At 50.1% G+C, this 21,444-nt stretch carries 13 protein-coding genes; 5 read left to right on the plus strand and 8 right to left on the minus strand.

The annotated features are described in order from the left end of the window. The first annotated feature begins 249 nt into the window (after window positions 1–249). The 3 genes from SG35_RS13425 to SG35_RS13435 all read left to right on the plus strand — a co-directional run bounded on the left by SG35_RS13425 (window position 250) and on the right by SG35_RS13435 (window position 4,570). Window positions 250–1,992: a choice-of-anchor B family protein gene (locus tag SG35_RS13425; protein ID WP_053043009.1), complete on the plus strand. Its 1,743-nt coding sequence runs from the start codon at window positions 250–252 to the stop codon at window positions 1,990–1,992. 134 nt (window positions 1,993–2,126) lie between these two features. Further along, window positions 2,127–3,161: a FixH family protein gene (locus SG35_RS13430; protein ID WP_053043010.1), complete on the plus strand. Its 1,035-nt coding sequence runs from the start codon at window positions 2,127–2,129 to the stop codon at window positions 3,159–3,161. Next, window positions 3,161–4,570, plus strand: coding sequence for a cytochrome-c peroxidase (locus SG35_RS13435; RefSeq protein ID WP_053043011.1), 1,410 nt, complete (start codon window positions 3,161–3,163; stop codon window positions 4,568–4,570). The genes SG35_RS13430 and SG35_RS13435 overlap by 1 nt, the downstream gene beginning before the upstream one ends. A 92-nt stretch (window positions 4,571–4,662) precedes the next feature. On the opposite strand, the gene SG35_RS13440 is transcribed toward SG35_RS13435, so the two are convergent. The 4 genes from SG35_RS13440 to SG35_RS13455 all read right to left on the minus strand — a co-directional run bounded on the left by SG35_RS13440 (window position 4,663) and on the right by SG35_RS13455 (window position 10,232). Then, window positions 4,663–6,213, minus strand: coding sequence for an MFS transporter (locus SG35_RS13440; protein ID WP_152646624.1), 1,551 nt, complete (start codon window positions 6,211–6,213; stop codon window positions 4,663–4,665). A 315-nt stretch (window positions 6,214–6,528) separates the two neighbouring features. Further along, a complete protein-coding gene (locus tag SG35_RS13445) occupies window positions 6,529–6,918 on the minus strand; it encodes a hypothetical protein (protein ID WP_044832723.1) in 390 nt (129 codons plus the stop codon). Between the two features lie 133 nt (window positions 6,919–7,051). Beyond that, window positions 7,052–8,992 carry a S8 family serine peptidase gene (locus SG35_RS13450; RefSeq protein ID WP_044832724.1) on the minus strand — a complete coding sequence of 647 codons (1,941 nt, stop codon included), beginning with the start codon at window positions 8,990–8,992 and terminating at the stop codon, window positions 7,052–7,054. Window positions 8,993–9,227: 235 nt separating this feature from the next. Next, entirely contained in the window at window positions 9,228–10,232 is a 1,005-nt protein-coding gene (locus SG35_RS13455; protein WP_044832725.1) for a D-cysteine desulfhydrase family protein, read from the minus strand. Window positions 10,233–10,501: 269 nt separating this feature from the next. On the opposite strand from SG35_RS13455, the gene SG35_RS13460 reads away from it, so the two are divergent. Together SG35_RS13460 and SG35_RS13465 are read left to right on the plus strand one after the other, a co-directional pair. Then, window positions 10,502–12,697, plus strand: a complete 2,196-nt coding sequence (locus SG35_RS13460) for a TonB-dependent receptor (protein ID WP_044832726.1) — start codon at window positions 10,502–10,504, stop codon at window positions 12,695–12,697. 132 nt (window positions 12,698–12,829) lie between these two features. Beyond that, a complete protein-coding gene (locus SG35_RS13465) occupies window positions 12,830–13,204 on the plus strand; it encodes a YciI family protein (RefSeq protein WP_044832727.1) in 375 nt (124 codons plus the stop codon). Window positions 13,205–13,213: 9 nt separating this feature from the next. Here SG35_RS13465 and SG35_RS13470 read toward each other — a convergent pair whose 3' ends face one another. The 4 genes from SG35_RS13470 to SG35_RS13485 form a co-directional block, all read right to left on the minus strand. Next, window positions 13,214–14,341, minus strand: a complete 1,128-nt coding sequence (locus tag SG35_RS13470) for a GGDEF domain-containing protein (protein ID WP_044832728.1) — start codon at window positions 14,339–14,341, stop codon at window positions 13,214–13,216. 425 nt (window positions 14,342–14,766) lie between these two features. Beyond that, complete coding sequence (locus tag SG35_RS13475; protein ID WP_044832729.1) at window positions 14,767–17,370, minus strand: TonB-dependent receptor domain-containing protein; 2,604 nt, start codon at window positions 17,368–17,370, stop codon at window positions 14,767–14,769. 205 nt (window positions 17,371–17,575) lie between these two features. Then, window positions 17,576–19,189, minus strand: coding sequence for a D-arabinono-1,4-lactone oxidase (locus SG35_RS13480; RefSeq protein ID WP_044832730.1), 1,614 nt, complete (start codon window positions 19,187–19,189; stop codon window positions 17,576–17,578). A gap of 61 nt (window positions 19,190–19,250) precedes the next feature. After that, complete coding sequence (locus tag SG35_RS13485; RefSeq protein WP_044832731.1) at window positions 19,251–21,098, minus strand: carotenoid oxygenase family protein; 1,848 nt, start codon at window positions 21,096–21,098, stop codon at window positions 19,251–19,253. Window positions 21,099–21,444: the final 346 nt, after the last annotated feature.

The raw sequence follows: 21,444 nt of genomic DNA on the forward strand, positions 1-21,444 counted from the left end.
CTCTGTCTGTTTTGTGTAAGTGCAAAACCCAAAAAACATGACAGGGAGATAAATGGAGATAAAGAAAGCGTTTAAGAGTTCCACTGGTCTGATTTTCGGTTATTTTCCAGTAAAAATATGATTGTCGTTGTATGGATGCAACGGTTGCTGTCCCGTAATTCTCAATAGCGAAGGAGTCGCTACGGGACCGTTTCTTCCTGTCGTGTCACCTGATGTCAAACATAAACCAATATTCGATAGGAACATGTTATGAAGAGAAAATCGCTGGTATCGGCGTTGCTTTCGTTTAGCGTAGTTTTTAGCGGGCTAAGCTGGGGTCACAGCGCCATGTATAAAGACAATTACCAATACGATAATAGCAATGAAGGGCTTACCGCCGCACAAATACGACTGCTTAAGGGCCCGGGGGCGTTAAGCAATTTATGTGTTGACGGCTCGGCTAATGGTTACCCCTGTCACAATATTCATTTGCAGGCTTTTATGGCCAAAGCTGAAATGGGGGGAGGTAGTAACAATTTAAATGATATCTGGGGCTGGACAGATCCCGTGACCGGCAAGGAAATAGCGATTGTCGGGCGCACGCAGGGCACCGCTTTTGTCGATATTTCAGATCCTGTCAATCCGGTGCATCTTGGTTTATTACCCGGGCATAATAACAGCAGCTCCTCCTGGCGGGATATGAAGGTTTATAATGATCACGCCTATATCGTCTCGGAAGCAAGCAATCACGGCTTGCAGGTTTTTGATTTGACTCAGCTGCGTACGGCGTCTCCCGGCTCGACCTTTTCAGAAACCGCCCATATGAACGATTTTGGCTCCGCCCATAATATCGCCATCAATGAGGATAGCGGTTATGCCTATATCGTCGGCAGTAACCAGTGCAGCGGCGGCTTGTTTATGGTCAACCTGATCAACCCGGGCTCGCCGTCTTATGCCGGTTGTTTTTCTGCCGACGGTTATACCCATGATACCCAATGCGTACATTACCAGGGACCGGATACGGCTTATAGCGGGCGTGAGATCTGTGTCGCCTACAATGAAGATACCATCACTATCGTTGATGTCAGCGATAAAAGTAACCCGGTGCAGATCTCCCGAAGCGGCTACAGCGGTTCGCGCTATACCCACCAGGGCTGGTTTTTAAACGATAGCCAGACCACCTTGATCATGAATGATGAACTCGATGAATCCGGCACCGGCAATAATACCACTTCCTATATCTGGGATGTTACCGATCTGGACAACCCCAGCGAAATAGGGCGCTATATCGGGCCGACCCCAGCGATAGATCATAATCTCTATACCCTGAACAACTATGTGATTGAAACCAACTACCGCGCCGGATTGCGTATCCTGAAAACCGATGATATTGCCAATGGCAATCTCAGCGAAGCGGCCTATTTCGATACCATTCCCGGCTCCGACAGCGCGCAGTATTCGGGCACCTGGAGTAATTATCCGTATTTTGCCAGTGGCAATATCGTGTTAAGCGATATCGGCACCGGCTTGTTTATTGTCAAACCGGACTGGGATGCGATTGAAAACGACACTCCGCCTCCGCCGCCACCGACAAGCTATTGTCAAGCCAGCAGCAATAATGCCTCTGAAGAGTGGATTGGCGAAGTGGCGTTCAACGGTACCAGTTATGCGTCCGCAGGTGCTCCCTACAGCGACCATACCGATATTACCGTGTCCCTGAACGCTGGCAGCAATACGGTTGCGTTTACTCCGGCGTTTAGCGGTAACAGCTACCGTGAATACTGGCGAGTCTGGATAGACTTTAACGGTGACGGTACCTTTGCTGATAGTGAACAAGTCTTTGATTCCGGCAGTGCCAGCAGAAATGCTGTCAGCGGCACTATGGATATCCCGGCGACTGCCGGTGCCGATACCCGGATGCGGATTGTCATGAGATATACCAGCGCACCTTCTGCTTGCGGCAGCTTTAATTACGGCGAGGTGGAAGACTATACCGTGACCTTCACCCCCTAAGACGATGAAACGGCTTGGTTGATCTGTACAAGACAGCGGTAATAAAAGGGGCAAAGGGAACTGCCCCCTTTATTTGTTGGTACAGATTTTATTAAAGCCTGGTTAACATCATAAACTCAATGAAGTGCATTAACATGAAAAGACTTGCTGATAATAATAAATCTCAGAATGTAAAATCCTTACTGTTTTATATGCTGTTGTTTAGCTTACTCTTGCTGGCGGTTAAAGCCGTCGCACAGGAAAAATCACCGGATACGGCCATTGAAAACCCCTTAGTTGCCAAGGCAGTGGCACAACTTGAGCAGGCGAACCTGTGGCAAAAGCAGGCAAATGAATTGATCCTCAAGGCCAATACGGTCCGCAAGCAGTTGAAAAAACTCCGCGCCAGGGCGGCTAAAAGTACTGACAAGCAAAGGTTTGAACAAGAAATACAGGGGCTGCTCGCTCAGTTAACGCAAGCACAGCAGCAGGGCGCAGAGCTGAGGACCAAAAGCCTGGCATTAAAACAGCAGGCGAAAACGGATTTTGAACAGGCCATGCTGCATATCTGGCCGCAGTGGCTGCATAACCGGGACGCGTTAACGCTGGCAGATAGCTTAAACGGCTCCCTTGCCCATAATACCCGGGTAAGGAGTGTCCATAAAAATATGCTTGGCTTTGGCACAGAGCCGTCAACGACCACAGCGCACCCGGAGATGTCGCTGCAAGTCCCGGCCTTGGGCAAACAAAATGCACCGGCAGATCTTAATATCTCTTCCTTTCAATTTTCCCGCCATGAGCAGTACTTTGCCCATATCGAGGTTCACCCCGGCGGCTCTGACCAATCAAGTGCTAGCAGCCTGGCGGAAAAAGAGCCGGGGGCAGGGCAAGCGGCATCCTCGTCGGTGCCGTTAAATGAGATCCACCAATGGCGCTTGATGATCAGTGATGTCCGCGGCAATCCGGTTGAAGATGTAGAAATTGAAGTGCAGGGCCATATGCCCGGGCATGTGCACGGTTTACCCACCAAACCCGCGGTGGTTGAGGAAATCGACTCGGGCATTTACCTGGTGGACGGGCTCAAGTTTCAGATGAAAGGCTGGTGGGTGATGAAGTTTATTTTGCGCCAACCGGGGGCGGATAACAGTCATTTTGCGGATGATTTTTTTACCTTTAATCTGGTGTTGTGATGAAAAACAATTTATCGAATAGTGGTGATACCCGGTTAACGTTGGCGGCTTCTCCTTTGTTAGCCAGGGTCTATATGTTTACTGTGCTGGCGCTGCTTGTCGTGGTGCCACCGGCCAGTGGTCAGGAGCAAGGACAAAACCAGATCGTTGATCCCTACCATTTTACCGGGGCGGACATCGAGTTTCTGGCGCAATTTTCCCTGAGCCGGCTTAAGGCTTTGCCGCCAGCGCCCGGTAACCGGCTGGCGGATGATCTCAAGGCGGCAAAGCTGGGCAAAAAACTATTTTTTGATGAAGGCTTAAGCCGGAATAACCAGGTTTCCTGCCGCAGTTGTCATCAGCCGGAGCTGTATTTTACCGACGGCAAAAAGCTTAGCCAAGGCGCAGGTTTGACTTTTCGCAGTTCGCCGACCGTACTGGGGGCGTCTTTTAGTCCCTGGCAGTTTTGGGATGGCCGCAAAGACAGTTTGTGGTCTCAGGCACTGGGTCCGATAGAAGATGTCAATGAGTTTAATACCAGCCGCACTGAATATGTCCATGCATTATTAACGGCCTATTTACCCCTATACCAACAGGTTTTTGGCCCCTTAGATGAAAAAACATTGCCACAGAAGCTGGCGCAGCTGACGGTGGCGGCATCGCCGCTGGGCAATGAAGCACAAGTCAAACGCTGGCAAGCCCTGTCTCCCGAATTACAAACCTGGGTCAACCGGGTATTCAGTAATGCCGGTAAGGCGATGATGGCTTATGAGCGTAGGTTAGCGCTGCCCCGGGCCAGATTTGATCACTTTGTTGATGCCCTGGTGAGTGAAAGCCAACAGAAAAGCGCAGCTAACACTGCGCAGCAGTTATTGACTCAGGCCGAAGTCAGGGGACTGAGGTTATTTGTCGGCAAGGGTAACTGTGCCAGTTGCCATAATGGTCCACTGTTTACGAATTATGAGTTTCACAATATTGGCGCCCCCGAGCCGCTTGAAGGCAATGTTGAGCTGGGGCGTTACCAAGGGGTGAAGTTACTGGCACAGGATGAATTTACCTGTCTGTCTGCCTTCAGTGATGCCGACGGCCGGGCCTGTAATGAGATGCGTTTTTTGAAAGTCAGCGGCCCCGAGCTGGTGGGGGCATTAAAGACGCCAACCTTGCGCAATATCGCCAAAACCGCCCCCTACATGCAATTTGGCCAGTTTGCCGATCTCAAAGAGGTGATAACACATTATAACCAGCCGTCACCGCCGGTTTATAACCGTCAGCTGCATCCCAGCCGGCCGCACTTTGATATTTTACCTTTAAAATTAACCGAGGAAGAAATCGAGGACTTGCAGGCGTTTCTACATACCCTGACTTCTCCTTTGCCGTTTGAGGATCCCTGGTGGGGACTTGAGCCGCTGAGGTTAACCCGGAGACATTAGCTGATTAACTTTCCACTATACAGGTTAAAAAACAGGGGCTAAACCAGAGAAAAGCTCTCTGACTTAGCCCCATGTCCAGGACTGAAAAAGCTCTAGTGACTGGTGAGGGCTTCAGCCTTTTTTGGTTGCTGGATTTCCTGCTCAGGCTCTGCCACCCGTAAGGTCAGTACGCCGGCAATTAACATGCTGACACCGCCTATGACCAAAGCATAAATAGTTTCCCCTGCAAAAAACTTGCTGACCAGGAAACCTAAGATACTGGCGGCCAGGATCTGCGGCAGTACGATAAAGAAGTTAAATATTCCCATAAACAAGCCCATTTTTTTCGCCGGCAGCGCGTTGGATAATAAGGCATAAGGCAAAGACAAGATCGAGGCCCAGGCAAAACCTACGCCTATCATAGGGGCAATCAGGTAGGTCGGGTCTTTAATCAGTACAAAAGAGATAAAGCCGATCCCACCAAGGAAAAGGTTGATCATATGGGCGGTTTTTAGATTAAATAAACGCACCACCACAGGGATGGTCAAGGCGGCGAATACGGCGGAGACATTGTAGGCGGCCATCAAGATGCCGACCCAGTCGGCCCCTTCATTAAAGGCGGCTGAGGTGACATCACTGGTACCGTAATGAAAAGAGGTGATAGCGGGAGTCGCCGAAGACCACCAGGCAAAAAACGGGAACCAGGAGAAAAACTGTACTGCCGCCAGCTTTTTCATGGTGGTTGGCATATTAAAGAGATCCACCATCACCTGGGAAAAGCCGTTGCTGTTATTGCCTTTTTTCTCCAGCAATCCGGCAATCAGCTGGAACAGGCCAAAGACCAGCAGGCCGCAGGTGAGCAACATCAGGTTTTTATCCAGTTGCTCAATATTTAAAGCAACCAGCACAGTGGCGACTACCCCGGTCAAACCCCAGATAATCCCCCCCTGGAAAAATTGTTTGGCGCTGCGGCTTGGCTGATATTCCTCTTGCGGGCTCAGGGCATTCTCCGCTTTTTCAAAAGCGGCCAATTCTTCGGGGGAATATTCTTTGGTGGAATAAACGGTCCAGAGCACGGCGAGCAAAAACAAGGCGCCGCCGGCATAAAATGAAAACCTGACGGAGTCCGGGATCACACCGGCTTCTGCGGTATTACTGATATCAAACCAGTTGGTCATCATCCAGGGTAACGCAGAGGCGACCACGGAGGCGACACCGATAAAAAAGCTTTGCATGGCATAACCCATACCCCTTTGTTTACGCGGCAGCATATCGCCGACGAAAGCCCGAAACGGCTCCATAGAAACATTAATCGAAGCATCCATCACCCATAACATACCCGCGGCAATCCACAGCGCAGGGGAGTGAGGCATGATAAATAAGGATAAGCTGGCTAGAATCGCACCGTAGAGAAAATAAGGACGGCGGCGACCGAGCTTGCCCCAGGTTCTGTCACTCATGTAGCCGATGATCGGCTGGACAAAAAGCCCGGTTAAGGGCGCTGCTACCCAGAGTATGGTCATACTGGAGTAGTCTGCGCCTAAGGTTTGAAAGATCCGGCTGACATTGCTGTTTTGCAAAGCAAAACCAAACTGGATGCCAAAAAAACCGAAGCACATATTCCAGATTTGCCAAAAGGATAACGTGGGTTTTTGCATGTTTATTTCCTGTGTTTTGTAACGCTCTAAGCAGGGTATTATTAAGGGCAAATAAGCCCCTGATTGTTATTTCCGGCCTGCCTGTTGGCAATAATAACATCTGCTCCTTAGCTGATATAAGTTAACATAAGCGGATAAAAAAGGAGCATCTGATATTAAGGCATAAAAGTTAAGTTTTCTTTTTACTGTGAAAAGCGGCAAAAAGACACGTTTTTTACCATACATACGTATGCAATTCATCATGTCTTGCTGCCGGCGGCGTTAATGCTTGTGGCCGGGTCGAAAGCCCGGAGCATTTTTACGGCGCTAAGTAGTTTAAATTCAAGGTATCAGTTGAGGGCCTTGTATTAATCTTTGCTCCAAAGAGGCACGGTCAATCAGATAATCGTCGGCACCGCTTTTGCGCCTTAACCGGGTAAAGGAGAGCCACTCGCCATTAACGGGCGCCTTACCCTTTAACAAGCTGTTATCCAGGGTGTAATGGAACGGCTGCCCGGATGGGGCGGCCAGGGTGAGGTGGTATTGTATGACGCTATAATCTGCGCCGCGGCTGTGGCGGGTGATAACGGTACGTTTGCTTGTTAATACCTGTGCCAGGATCTTATCGCTTGCGATTATTGCGGACATAGAAAATAAAGCGTCCCATTTAGCCACGACCAGGGCCAGCAGGGCTAATAACAGCAGGAAACGCAAAGAGCTGATTACTGTCATCTTGGGCATTTTCAGCAGTTTTTACCGGCGTTAAATCGTTTTATCACTCCGGGCTTTGGCTGACAAAGCCAGCCGTCCATCCGAAGTTATTATAAAATCCCCCTTAGCCTGAAGGATAACCGGTAAACTTGCTTTAATAGGTGACGGCTATGCCCCACTTATTGAGTACCCCGACATCCCGGGCCAGCTCATCCCTGACCGTCAGTCGCCATTGTCCCTGGGCAGCGCTGCCTGACAGGGCCCCCAGGAGTTCGGGTTCATCCGACATGCGGTAGGACTTGATCAGATCCTGGGCATTGCCGCCGGTATCCTGGTGTAAAATAATCTCAGTCCCCGAAGGAGATTTGAGTATCAGCGTCAAATCGCCGCGATAGGTGTGGGTAATGTTAACGGAGACTTCAAAGCCGGTGATGTTTGCGGCCACCGGGAAAGTAATTTCTTCATCAATACTGCCCTGATCCGGGATAGGCTTGCTGACCCTGTGCTCCATAAACAAGGTTCTGGGCAGGCTTTGTTCATCTTTGGCGGCAAGTAAGGCCAGTGCCCGCTCGGCATTGATACGGCCAAAGCCGTATTTGCTCGAATGGCCGTTGCCGTCATATTCACCCGGGCGATCGTCAATTTTATCCGCCGTTTTTTGCATGATGTCTTTGACTTCGGCGGCAGTTAAATCTTCATTAAAGGAAAGGATCAGCCCGGCGAGACCGGCTGCCAGCGGGGTAGAGCTGGAAGTGCCGCCAAAGGAGAAAGTGAAATCCCCGCCCTGGTAGCCTTTTTGCCCGAGCCGGTCGGTGGTGACGATCCTTTTGCCGGGACTGCCGCTGGAAGGGGCGCACACAGAAAGTTCAGGGCCAAAATTACTGTAATCGGACTTTTGATCCAGGCTGTTGGAGGCGGCTACCGCCAGTACGTCCGGGTGTAGGGCAAATCCCTGGTGCGATATCCTGCCGTCCTTGACGCCGTCCAGGGGACGGTTTTCATTACCGGCGGCAAAGAGGATAACACAACCTTTTTTATTGCGCCGCCCTTCGGTAGCGGCCTTATGGATAATGCCTGTCATGCGGATCGATAAGGGGAAATTCCAGCTCGCCGCCGCCCAGCTGCAGCTGATGATATCGGCATGGTGGTCTATGGCGTGCTGGAACAGGGCTTCGACACTGTCGTCGGATAACCAGCCGGAAGTGCGTACCGGCATCAGGGCGCAAAGGGGAGCAAGGCCAATCACACCGCTGCCGTTTTCCTCGGCCACGGCGACACCGGCGCAGGCAGTGCCGTGGTTGTCGTCTCTTTTGACCGGACGGGGACTGGTATCATTATCGCCAAAATCCTTGGGGGAGACGATTTTGCCGGCGCCGCTTAAATCCGGGTGGTTAAGGTCAAAACCGTCATCCATGACACAAATACTGATATCCCGGCTGCCGCGGGTAAATTCCCAGGCGGGTTCGGCCTTGACATCTGCTCCCGAGCGCAGGCCGGGCCCGCCGCTATTGCTCAGGTGCCATTGCTGGGCATAGAGGCTGTCAATCGGCTGGTGTTTTAATGCCACCTCAAAGGCGAGGTCCGCTTCGGCAGTTTCCACTTCATCCCGTGTCTCTAATGCCGCGGCAATTTTTAACGGGTTCATGGTGGAGGCCTGGGTTAAGGAAACGCTGTAGGTGCGGGGCAGGTAGTCCAGGGCCTGCACAAATTCCAGGCCATAGTCGCCGAGGATTTGCTCCTGGCTATGGTTATTGACCCCGGGTTTAAATTGTACCGTTAATTTGCCGGTGGGCACTACCGGGGTTGCCTTATCATCATCCAGGCTGTATACATGGCTGATCACCTCGCTTTCTTCGGCATGGCGCAGCGCATCCATGGTGTGTTCCAGCTCTTTACTGTCGCTGAGAGAGAAGACATCCATTCTCGCCGGCTCGACTGCCGAGATATGGCAGGAGTGTACATTTGGCTGGCGCAATACCGCATTGAGTTCTTGCTCTGTGGTGGCGGCTCCCTGTTTCAAACGTACGGCAAATTGATCGTCGACTTTTTTCAGGGTGATCTCTTTATTACCTCTTTTTAATTTCATGGTGCTCATGGTTGCTGTTCCTAGTAAGTCTGGCTGATTTATCCGTACGGTGACGACAACTTGTGATCAGCGGATGTCGGGAGGATAAAATAAAGACTAGTAGAGAAGTACAGGAGTGCCATAAAAATCTAATGATATTGATAGCTTAAGAAAGGTATTGGCGCCAGGAGGGATTTTAGCGGCGATAACGCCAGGGAGGAGTGGTTACCGCCTGACGCCCGGGATAAGGTTTGTCTGTCTGGGGTTATATCGGTTGATTTTTACCCTGAGTTAAATCCAGCTGCTCTGTATAGGCAAACAGCGAAGGGGCGCCGCCGGTATGCCAGAAAAGCACTTGCTCCCCCCGGGAGATTGCTCCGGTTCTGATCATATCGATTAATCCCGCCATGGCACGGCCGGTATAAACCGGATCTAATAGGATGCCTTCAAGCTGTGCGGTCAGGGCAATGGCTTCATTCTCCCGGCTACCGACAATTCCGTATCCCTCCCCCAGGTAATTAGGGTTGAGGATCAGCTCCCGGGGGGAAAAGGTTTCAGTGCTGCCTGCCATTACTGCTGTTTTTCTTGCCAGTTCAAGGATTTGGGCATCAAAAGGTAAGTCTGCGCTTTCATCTTTGTCGATATTAATACCGATCAGCTCAAATGCCTGGTTAAAAAGCCGTTTGCCCAACATTAAGCCGGCATGGGTACCGCCCGAGCTGGAGGCAAAAATTAACCGGGAAAAAGCCAGGCCCCGGGATTGTTCTGCCAACTCCTTAACTGCATTGACAAAAGCCAGTGCCCCCAATTCGTTGGAGCCGCCGTAGGGCACTATATAGGGCCTTTTTCCCTCGGCTTGCAAGCTTTGGTAAAGGGCGGGAATATCTTCTCCCTTGCGGTTTTCTCCGGCCCAGTGGATATGGCAGCCGAAAAGGTTATCCAACAGCAGGTTGCCTTGAGCCTTATCCGGCTGCTCGCCCCCTAAGATCAAATGGCACTCAAGGTTTAATTGCGCCGCCGCCGCTGCCGTTTGCCGGCAATGGTTCGATTGTGCGGCGCCGGCGGTGATGATGGTATCGCAACCTTTGGCCAGGGCATCACCGAGGATATATTCGAGCTTACGGGTTTTATTGCCGCCAAAGGCAAGGCCGGTCATATCATCGCGCTTCATCCATATTTCGCATCCCAGAGCCTGACTTAACCGGGGAAGTTTTACTAACGGGGTAGGGAAAAACCCCAGGTCGACTTTGGGAAATTGTTGATAGTCCATAACCATTAACCTTTTTATATTGTTGTTAAATTATTACCGGAAGCTAACCACGGGCGCTTTGTCGGGTATTTATTTGAGAAAACGGATGAAGTGCCTGTTTAATATGGCTGTCAGCTCAGACCGCCTGTCAAAGATAAAGCCGGCTCAAAATACCTTGGTTATCATGCCTGCTGAGACTGGCTATTGCAATTTTATCCTATACTCAAACCAAAGTGTGTTTGGCCTTATCATTAAACGGTTGACCGGTTAATGAATAAGGAAGGCTGTCAATGTATAACCGCTCGCTGACTTACAAGAAAAACCGGTATCTGTGGTTTTTGTTATTTCTCACTGTATTACTTGTCGCTGTATTGCTTGCGGTTAACCCCTTAGCTGTTGCCGAAGAAACCTCCCCTGAGCTGGAAACCATTACCATTACCGCACAAAAGCGTCAGCAAACACTGCAAGAAGTCCCGGTTGCGGTTAGTAATTTTTGGGGGGAAGAGCTAGGCCGGTTCAGGGTTTTTGATGCCCTTGGACTCACGCATCTGACCCCGGGCTTTTCTGCCGGGGAATTTAATGTCGGTCAGCCGCAGTTTTTTATCCGGGGTATAGGATCAAACGAAGACGGTGCCGGCGGCGATAATGCCGTAGTGGTTAATGCCGACGGCGTGCCTGTGGGCAGGGCGGCGGGATCTCTGTTTGATTTTTATGATCTCGAACGCATAGAAGTATTGAGGGGACCGCAAGGCTCCCTTTATGGCAAAAATGCCACCGGAGGTGTGATCAATGTTATCTCGGCCTTACCGGAGGAAGAAAGCGACAAAGATGTTCAGCTGGCACTGGGTAATGACGGCATTTTAGTCTTGAACGGTTATTGGGGCGCAGCCTTTGACGACGACGGGCAATATCTGGGCAGTTTATCCCTGTTTCACCGCGAGCGTGACGGCGTGGTCAACAGCGGTTATGGTCCCGAGCAGTCGGATATTCATGACAGCGGCATCAAGGGACAAGTATACCTCCCGCATTCCCCTTATCATTGGCGGTTGATCGGGGAATACAGCTGGTTAAGAAGAGAAGGGGCAGGCCGCCACGCTGTTGCAGGCGCTATCGGTGCGGCAATTGAACAAGTTTCTCTTAAAGCGGCGCACAGTCCCTATTATAACTTATCCGGTTATAATGGTTTTCAAAACCGGGATACTTATGCCCTGACGCTTCAATTCGAAAAAACCTTGTCCTGGGGGGAACTTCATGGCGTTAGCGGCTATCGCAAAACAGATATGGCCTCTTCCATTGATCAACAGGGTTTAAGTGAACAGGAAGGTTTATTGGCCGCCGTGTTTGGCAGGCCTGTGGCGGGTACCAATGATGTCAGGGAAAAAAGCTGGCAGTTTAGTCAGGAGTTGCGGCTGAGTCTTGAGCGGGAAAGCTGGTTTTTTCTTGCGGGGCTTTTTTACTTTCATGAAGATATCGAGCGCCTTGAAACCTTTAATTTTAATCCCGACAGTTTCTCTTTCCAGGACAATATCACCAATAGCTTTGCTTTGTTTTCAGAAACAACTTTTTCCGTTAGTAAGGCGTTGTCGTTAACGGTGGGCGGGCGCTTTAGTCGGGATGAAAAACATATTCACCAGTCCTCAATTCCCGGATTATTGATCATTAACACGCAATACCGTGAAAAAGCGGAAAAGTCCTGGGGGAAATTCACCCCGAGAATGATCATCGACTACTGGCCCAATCCGGATTTACATACTTATTTCAGTGTTGCCACCGGTTATAAATCCGGAGGTTTTCAGGGCCAGGCACCAAATGCCGTGGCGGCCCGCACCCCTTTTAATGAAGAGAGTGTTCTGGCGTATGAGTTAGGTCTTAAGTGGCACAGCCCGGGCGGGGATGCCCGTCTTTATGCCGCTTTTTTTCATATGGCTTATGATGATTTGCAGGTATTACAATTGGTGGATGATCCAAACGATGCTAATGATATCGGCGTTATTGTCACCGAAAATGCTGCCGATGCTATCAGTAAAGGTCTTGAGCTGGAATGGCAATTGACGCTGGCAGATAATTGGCAATTGCGGGGGAATTACAGTTATTTGGATGCCAGCTTTGAGGAATTTACCAGTACCCAGGGAAATTTTGCCGATAATAGGTTACGTAACTCCCCTAAACATGCTGCTGCGCTGTCTTTTACCTATCAGCGCATGTTAGGCAGCGGCGCCGAGCTGAATATCAGTTATAGCCACAGCTATAGCGGGATCCGCTATCAGGATCCCGCCAATATAAAGGTGAGTGCGCTGCCGGCGTTTGACCTGGCGAATCTGGATGTCAGTTACCATGAACCCGGCAGCCGGTGGATTTTGGGGTTCTGGATAGACAATATCTGGGATGAAAGTTATTTTATCCATGGTTTTCCGACACTTGGCGGCGGCATATTAACCCCGGCGCCGGATCGTAATGCCGGATTCAGTATCCGTTATCAATTCTAACGGATCAATGCTCCCGGGGTATAAACGCAATATTTTCACCAAAAGTTTATCAATGACTGTTGTTAAGGCTTTGCTTGGCTAAACTCTTTAAAAGTAACAACAAGTACATTCATGGCTAGCAGGGAGAGAGTAATGGAACAATTTATGTTGATCTATAAAGGGGGTGATGCCAACTGGATGGCAAAGGCATCCCAACAGGAAATTGCCGCATCAAAAGCTGAATGGCAAACCTGGGTGGCGGCATTGCAGGAAAACGAGCAATTGCTTTCATTAGGCGCCCCTTTGATTTTTAGTGGTTTTACGGTGGCAGGGGACGGTGTTGTCAGTGATATTTCTTCAACCCAAGTATCAGATTTAGTGACAGGTTATTCTTTTATCAAAGCAGACAACATGGATGAGGCTATTATCTGGGCCAAAAAAAGCCCCTATTTCAGGTACCCGGAGTCTTCGGTTGAAGTCAGGCAGGTGACAAAAATGGACAGCAGTGAAAGCGCGGCTAAGGTTTAGCCGGGGACCCTAACCCGTTACCGCTTTATCTGCGGCATCATATTTTACCGCAGAGATCTGGGGAAAAGTTTGGTTTCTGCCGGCCTGTTTCGCCTGGTACAGGTATTTATCGGCGATGCTGATGGCTTCCTGGATACTTTGCCCGGGTTTTAATTCGCTGATCCCCATGCTTAAGGTCACTTCGATCACCTGCTCTTGATAACACATGTGCTGCTGCTCCAGTGCCTGATGAAGTTTTGCGGCAAAATCCTGGGCATGGCTGAGATTGGTTTGCGGTAAAATAAACAGGAATTCTTCGCCGCCCCAGCGGGCGACGGTGTCTTGCCCGCGACTGCAGTGTTTGAACAACTTGGCCAGCTCCACCAAAACATAATCGCCGGCGCTGTGACCAAAGCTGTCGTTGATTTTTTTGAAATAGTCAACATCACTAATAATAATCGCCAGGGTTTCGGCATTGCGTGCCAGGCGTAATTGTTCATGCTCTAAGGTATTGGTGGCATCGCGCCGGTTGGAAAGCTGGGTCAGGGGATCTAACCGGGACAATAATTCATATTTGCGGCTTAATTCCAAAGTATGCAGATAGGAACTTTCCCTGGCATATTCGTAATAGGCAGATAAGGCGCTGACGGTAATGAAAGAATAAAGTAAGCGTAATTTAAATTCCAGCGGATAGCTGGTAGCGAGCAGGGCTTCATTGGGATAAAACATCAGCAGGGAAATAAAGGCGATAAATGCCAAAATAACCATTATGCCCCTGATCAGGCCGTTAATAAACAAGGCAATGGAAGGCAGGATAAAGACCCACAAGGGACCGGTATTGGCGACCCCGCCGGAATACACCAGGTACGACATCAGAATAAAGTTGGAATATAAGATGATGGCTAAAGATAACTTGATGGTTTTGGTGGCTTTATAAATATAAAAACATAAGAAATAGACGACATGGGAAATCAGCAGGGTCAGGGCCAGCAGATAATTATTGTTCAATAATGCATTAACCGCTAAAACCCCGGTCACCAGCATGCCGACAAAAGAGAAAAAATAGATGATGGTGATCTGGCTGTTGATATCATTATACCTTTGTTCATCGAGTCCGGAACGAAAGTATGCTCTCAACCACTTTTTAACTTTAATCATGAACAAATAACCTTAGATTTTGTCAGTAAAGTAACTTTTCGAACCGAATAAAGCCAAATATCAAGCGTTAATTGCTTAATTCCTCTCTTCAGAGTAAGCCGTTATTCCTTTATTTATCTTATCTTGTTAACTATTTTGTCTCTTTTTTCTCCACGACAGGCGATAAATTAAAACCTACCTTTATCAAAAACATTAGCACAAGCGATCGTTTTAATGGAGCAGGCCGCTTTGAAAATGGATAAAAACTCATCTCCCGCAGCCGATAAAAGCTTCTTTGCTTATCCGGAAAAATAGCAGGCAGCAGGAGAGAGAATAAAAAAGGCATCAATATCAAATTGATAGATTTTTATTCTGGCTAACCGGGGGGCTGGTTTGATATCCTGCGGGATTGAGATCATTATTTTCTAAAAAACAGGTTTCTTGTGTTAAAAGGCATAAGTTAATGAGGCGGTGAAAGTGCGGCCAAAAATTGACCTGGCATAAAAATTATCGGCAATTTCCAGCTGGCCAAACTGGCTCTGGTCTCTGGGGTTGCCTTCTGACAGCCCGATTTGCCTGGTTAAATTGGTGCCTTTTAGCATCAGGGTGAGGTTGTCGCTTAAAAAAAAGGAAATTCCGGCGGCTAAAGTCGCATAAGCGGGTAGTTTACTGGTATTGGCGGCATTGCCAAAACGCTCTCCCAGGTAATGATAAGTAAAAAACAGCTCGCTATTGTCAAAATAGAAGATTGGAGTCAGCCTTATCTGCTCGTTGGCGATGCGGTTGATTTGGTTGCCGTCAACTTCAATACCGTCAATCAAGCCTTGTGCCCCGGTATATTCGGCGTCCTGGATCACGCCGGTCATTGCCAGAGTAAACCAGGGGCGGGGAGCCCAGTTCGCTTCGAATTCCAGTCCCCAGGCCCGGGTATCAAATTCTATGCTTTTAAAGACATCCCGGCCGTTTTCAGAGACAGTAACATTGATGGCCTGTGGGGTGAACTCGGTATTGTACAGGGTTAATGAGGTGGCAAAGTGCTTTCTGGCGTAGCGCAACCCGATTTCGAAGAAATTGAGTTCGGTTTTTGAGTCTTTCTGGGCCTCGGAAACATCCCGGGCACGGGCGGCATTGATCACTTCGCCGAGCAAATCCGAGCGGAACATAAAAGTATCGGTATAACGGCTGTAAAGGGCGAGGTGATCACTAACATGGTAATTTGCCCCGACGGACCAGCCGATGTCGCTTTCATGCCTCGGGCTGAGGGTAAAACGCTCATTTGTGCGCCAGGCCCGGACGTTATTATCCGCCAGTATGTCGATATCATTATAGGCTGGGGGGATGTCAAGGTCGGCTTCACTGAGCCAGGCGCGGGTTTTTACGGTTAAATCTTCATAACGGACACCAAAGTCCATTCTGAAGTTCTCCGTCAGCTGGTATTCATCGAGCAGATATACACTCAGGGAATCGAGCTTGGCATCGCCAAGGGAGAGCTCGGTAAAAAAGTCGCTGAAGCCCTCCCGGGTATAATGTCCGATGATCTCTTCATTGGCGTTTAAGGCGACCACGTCAAGTTTGCGGGCATTGTCGGTTAATTCTGCCAGGTATTTATGCTGGTTCCGGTATAATTTATCGTAATCCGCCATAAGGTAGACACTGCCCAGGGTCAGGGTATTATCCCGGCTTTGATAGCGGACAGTAAAGTTATTGACCAGTTGGCTCAGGTGATAGCCGAAGTGGCGGTAAGTCAGCTCCTGGGTCAGGCCGTTACGGTTTAAGGTCGGGATGTGCTCATCCGGGATTAGCTCGCCGCTGCCGGCATAGGCATATTGCACCGCAGCGGCTCCCGGGAAAGCGGCAAACATAGTGTCGGCAATACCGCCGTCGCCATATAAACGCTGCAATGCCCCCTGGATCTGGTTATTACCGTTAGGATAAACCGCATTGCCGTCCCCTTTGTAGTGCATAACCCTAAGTTGGTTATTGATGCTCCAGCGCCGGTTGTTAAAGCTTTTACTGATATCCAGGCCAAAGGTATTGACCCGGGTATGGATGCCATCTTCCAGATCATGGCTGATAAAGCCTTCGGGACTGACAAGGTTTACCTGTTTTGCATCCAGGCTGGCTAAACTGCCTTTCAGGGCATTTATCCCGCCGGGAATGGCCCGGGGATCTTTTATATTGGTCATAGGTGTTGGCAGATAAAAGGCGTTTTTATCGTTAACATGGTGGTAGCTCAGGATGATTTCACCATCAGAAACGTTATCGCAGAGCAGTTGCCGGGAGAGATTGAACCTGAATTGTCCGCCGCTGTCGCTGGTAAAACCCCGGTCGCGCAGGCCGTCCTGGCGGCGGTAAAAACCGCCCAGGGCAAACAGCCAGTTATCTGTAAACGGCCCGGAATAATAGCCGTCGAAACGCCGGGTATGGTGATCGCTGATCTTAAGGCTGCTCTGGCCTTGCCCGGTTTTGCTGCCTTTTCTGGTGATATAGTTCACCACTGAAGAAGGGCCGCGGGATGAAATAATGCCGGCAGTGCCGCCACGCACCACCTCGACTTTTTCGGTCATCAAATCAATTTTGCCTAGCGAGCCGTTAAAGATATCGCTGTAGGCATGCATCACGCCGTCGTTGTGCATGCCTATCATACGGTTGGAGTCCCCCCAGGTGCCGCGGGCAGAAAAATTGCTATGCACCTCGCCGGCACTGTCTTCGGTGAAAAAGCCCGGTACTACTTCCAGCAAATCTGCAGTGCTTTGCGGTTGCAGTGCGATGAGTTTGTCAAAGGGGATGGTGGTGATGGCGATGGAAGAGTCCAGTTTTTTCTGGGCGGGGCCGGCAATGCCGGTAGAAAACCGAATATTGATCAAGTCTTCGAGGCTGAGCTGATATAAAGCTGCTAACTTGCTTTCTTGCTCTTGCTCTTGCTCCGGCGGCTGAGCTGCTGCCTTTTGGATAAATACCGGCGATAAACAGGCAATAAATACCAGTGCCATGACAAGCCTGGCATCAGCTATAGGGTGTTTCAGGGTAAAATACCGTAAGCACTTCATTTTTCGGCCTGGGGAATAAATATGCCTGTATCAAGAATAGCGCTTTTTTAGCGGATAGCAGTATGCCGTAGGAAGGAGTGCAACCGGGCAGGTTTACCCGGTTGTTTGTTCTGTTGTCTGATAAGCCGCCAGAAGGAAAAAGGCTGGCGGCTTTTTAGGCACTTGTTGTTAAGTACTGTGGTCGCTACCGGTAGCTGCCATAGGGTTATTTACAGATGCGGGCGTCATCATACCAGGCGCCGGCCTGACAGCTGGTGCCGTCGGCGCAATGTTCATCGGTTTGGCAATAACATTCTCCCCGGGCATTACATTCGGGACTGAAGTAATTCTCCAGGGAATCTTCGCCGGTAATACGCTGCCAGAACGGGTTGGTAAAGATATTTTGCGGGTCCATCTCATTCTTAAAGGCCATAAACGCGTCCCATTTTTCATATTTTGCCGGGGCATTTTCAAATATCGCCACCGAGTTTTTGCCCCAATGGGGTCTGGCGCCATATTTACGGATAGACATCTGCTCGATTTCCAGGTTGACAAAATAGTTCTTCGGCACCGCATTACCTTCCTGGCGCAGGGTGTATTCTATGCCGAGATAGGCGGTATCACGTCCGGCGCTCATGCCCAGGTAGCTCGGCGATGCCTTACCGAAGCGGAAATAAATGCCGTTTAACGGGAAGCAAGTAGTGGGGTGGGCTGCGAGGATTTCACGCACGTCCATGATCCAGTTGGGCAATTCTTCCAAAGGAATGGCCACTTCCTGCAAAGCAATCGGCAGCTTATCCCAGACACATGAGTCGGGATCTTTACATTCAAAGTACTGCATCTGATCCGAATGGCCAATCGGATAATCGACCACCTTACCGGTATCAAGGTCGCGGTAATAAGACTCATCCCGTGCGCCGTATCTGACTTTGGCGGCCAGGCACTGCAGGCCGGAGCCCGGAAATTCATGCAGGGCGTCAAACAACAAACCGAAAAAGAACTCCTGGGTATCGCTGACATCTGCCTGGGCATTGTAGGCATTGCCTTCGCTTTGTAGCGGCATAGGGTTATAAAGTGTGGTGGTATAGCGGCCTATTCCCGGGAACCAGGCGATATTGGCGCTGTAATTGTCGCGGGCGATATCTAAAATAATATTTTCAAGGCCGCTATCGTCCCTGTAGCCTTTAACATCTGCCAGTACTTTAAACGCGGGTTCGAGCTGCAGGGTGACTTCCACCACGACTCCCAGTACCCCGAGATTGACCCGGGCAGCATTAAGGGCTTCGCCGGTCAGTACCTTAACTTCCCCCAGGCCGTTCACTATGGTCATGGAGGTGACGTAATCGGCGATCATATTGCTGGGTTTGGCCAGGGTAGAGCCATGGGTGCCGCTGCCGAGCATGCCGCCTATGGTAAAGATATTGAGCTCAGTGACCATATTGACCGCCAGCTCCTGGCTGCGCAGGAAATCATTGAGATCGTTAAAACGCATGCCTGCTTCTACCGAAACTGTTTTCGCCTCGGCGTCAAAGGCGAGGATATGGTTCATATTCTCCAGGGTGATCTGTACCTGGCCGTTGGCGGTACAGGCGGCGTCTATCTGGCTGGCGAACTTACGGTTGCCTGTCATGACGGTCTGGCCGTTGGCGATGGCGTCCTGGACAATCTGCTGGATTTCTTCAACAGAACTCGGGGTGTGGATCACGGCCGGATGGCACTCATAGGTATTTTGATAGTTCGACAGGGTTTCTGCCGGGTTTTCGGTTGAATAAAGGCCAAACGACAGTCCGGCAACGGCGCTAAGCGCCAAAAATGCGATAAAGAGTTTTATCATTTTCATTGCTCCCCTCCATGGGTGATTAATGTTATTTACTGTTAAGGTGTAGTGATTCTGGTTTCGCTTAAGCAAATTTGGGCAACACATAGGTGGTTAACACCTCCTGCACTTGCCGGCTATGACAAGCAAGCTTGTCATTAAAATGGCTGTTGAGATCTGCTTTATAAGCCAATGGCGGACGCGGGCCGATTTCAGGCACCCATAAGGCATGATTTGTGGTGGCAAAATCGAGCTTGGCGCTGCCCAGGATACAGACAGGTCCCTGGCTTAAGTTTTTCGCATCAAACAGCCAGAATTCCTTGCCGGTAAACTGGCCGTTGCTGGGCTCCTTCCTGACCACGGCGGTAAAAATATACCCGTCATCCTGGGCGGTGGAGTTTTTTCGCGCCATAAATTGCGGGGTGCGCATCACACAGTCTTGTGGAAACTGGTAACTGTCGCTGATAGTCATAGCGCTGCAATCCATATGAATCAGCGCCGAGGGCTGAGCACTTTGCGGTAAAGTTTCGTTTTGGTAATAACGGCCCGGATAATCTTCATAAGCCCTGGCTACCCGCTTAACCAGGTGTTCGGGGCGATAACCTACCGCGGCCCAGTAGATATGCTCAAAGGTTTCCGGGAACTGAAAATGGCCGCGGTAGGCGGGATCGTTCATATCCCAGCACAGGCTTTGGTCGCGGATCACGTCAAAGTCGCCTTTAATTTCTTCACTTGATACCGCATTCACCCGGATGCGTGCCCGCACCAGGCCGCCGACATCGACAGGGGCAGCCGGGTAACCGGCAATTTCCGAGTCCACCCGGCCGCCGAAATACAGGGACTCCCAGTCGAACTGAGGCTCGGATTTGTCCATGGCCCCCAGGTACTGACCATAAAGGGTGATAATGTCGCCGTCATCATTGTAGTTGCACATGATATCCGAGGTATCAAAGTCCAGCTCCAGGTAATCGGCGAACACCATGCTCTGGCCAAAATGCAGGTCGGCTTTGCGGATTATCCACACCGGGGTACGGTGTTTTTGTGGGGTGACCGTACGTATGCCCATGATGCGGGCATTTTCTACCCGGGCGGCGGTTTCAAAAATCAAAACATGGTTACGCGTAACGCTTAGTGAGTGGGAAGTTGCTGTAATATAGGCATTTTCCCCATTGCGGCCGATGACCTGCCAGCTGTCGAACGGGCCGGATAAATCCCAGCGGATCAGGCGGATAAAGCCGTTTTTCAGCCCGGATTCCCCCATATTGCCGCCGTAGTTGATGGTAAAACATTCCTCGGAGTCGAGATCAAAATAAGGATGTCCCGTGGTCCTTATCTGCGGGAAAAGCCACTTGTCCGGCGCCAGTAAATCGGCAAAAGGCGGCAGGCTGGAATGCCATTCCCATGTTTGCCCTATGGGAGTGACCAGCTCTAAGGTAGTCGCGTCGAATTCAAACGGCATGCCGCCTTCATAACTGAGGGCAAAGCGGTTATTGCCCATATAATTCGGGGCGGTATTGCAGTAATTCATAAAGCCGAGGTTCATGCTGAAATAGACGGTACCGCCGAGCAGGGCAAATTTGTCAAACGGGGCGGTCACATGCTCTTGCATGATGGCGGACGGGGTATTGATCATCTTGCGGGTAAAAGCCGCTGTACCGCCAGAAAAGTCGACCCGGGTCAGGGCGCCCCTGCCGTTGGGGGTGAGCTGATTCTCTTCCAGCGAGATGCCTTCGGTCATAAAGACATGGCCAAAAATATCCTGTGGCAGTTGCCCGGATAATACCGTCAGCTCATCACTGGCCTGTGTTAAACTGCCGTGCATAATACTGCCAGGAAAGCTTGAGGCGGCCAGTTGGGATTGTTCATGGCCAAAACTCACCATGGGCAGGGCGGAGAGCACACCCGCCGTTTTAATAAAACGTCTTCGATCCATCTTGAAGTCCTATTTGGCTTTTTAAAATAAATGATTAAAACTATGCCACTCAGGAAGGTAAATGCGGATCAGCAAAAGACCGGCGCACGTTATTCTTCCATGAGTAACGGTGACCAAAACAGGAATAAATCAGGGCACTCACCTTGCGGGCAAGCAAACAGAAACGGCTATCAAGCAAGCTTGATTGCAACATGCCAATGAATAAATCACCTTTACCGGTTCGACGACTTTCCTTAGCCGTGTATGTGCCCTTAGGGTAATTTGAGCTGTTAGCATGGCAAATATCAATTCCGTCCGATATCTATTCCATGTGGCTAAGTTACTGTAAAAAACTCGCAGATTCAAG

The organism is Thalassomonas actiniarum (genome assembly GCF_000948975.2).
GTDB lineage: Bacteria > Pseudomonadota > Gammaproteobacteria > Enterobacterales > Alteromonadaceae > Thalassomonas > Thalassomonas actiniarum.

Excerpts from the sequence above, each read along its gene's own strand:
- SG35_RS13425 (WP_053043009.1), top strand. The coding sequence starts at position 250 with ATGAAGAGAAAATCGCTGGTATCGGCGTTGCTTTCGTTTAGCGTAGTT.
- SG35_RS13430 (WP_053043010.1), top strand. The coding sequence starts at position 2,127 with ATGAAAAGACTTGCTGATAATAATAAATCTCAGAATGTAAAATCCTTA.
- SG35_RS13435 (WP_053043011.1), top strand. The coding sequence starts at position 3,161 with ATGAAAAACAATTTATCGAATAGTGGTGATACCCGGTTAACGTTGGCG.
- SG35_RS13445 (WP_044832723.1), bottom strand. The coding sequence starts at position 6,918 with ATGACAGTAATCAGCTCTTTGCGTTTCCTGCTGTTATTAGCCCTGCTG.
- SG35_RS13450 (WP_044832724.1), bottom strand. The coding sequence starts at position 8,992 with ATGAGCACCATGAAATTAAAAAGAGGTAATAAAGAGATCACCCTGAAA.
- SG35_RS13455 (WP_044832725.1), bottom strand. The coding sequence starts at position 10,232 with ATGGACTATCAACAATTTCCCAAAGTCGACCTGGGGTTTTTCCCTACC.
- SG35_RS13460 (WP_044832726.1), top strand. The coding sequence starts at position 10,502 with ATGTATAACCGCTCGCTGACTTACAAGAAAAACCGGTATCTGTGGTTT.
- SG35_RS13465 (WP_044832727.1), top strand. The coding sequence starts at position 12,830 with ATGGAACAATTTATGTTGATCTATAAAGGGGGTGATGCCAACTGGATG.
- SG35_RS13470 (WP_044832728.1), bottom strand. The coding sequence starts at position 14,341 with ATGATTAAAGTTAAAAAGTGGTTGAGAGCATACTTTCGTTCCGGACTC.
- SG35_RS13475 (WP_044832729.1), bottom strand. The coding sequence starts at position 17,370 with ATGAAGTGCTTACGGTATTTTACCCTGAAACACCCTATAGCTGATGCC.
- SG35_RS13480 (WP_044832730.1), bottom strand. The coding sequence starts at position 19,189 with ATGAAAATGATAAAACTCTTTATCGCATTTTTGGCGCTTAGCGCCGTT.
- SG35_RS13485 (WP_044832731.1), bottom strand. The coding sequence starts at position 21,098 with ATGGATCGAAGACGTTTTATTAAAACGGCGGGTGTGCTCTCCGCCCTG.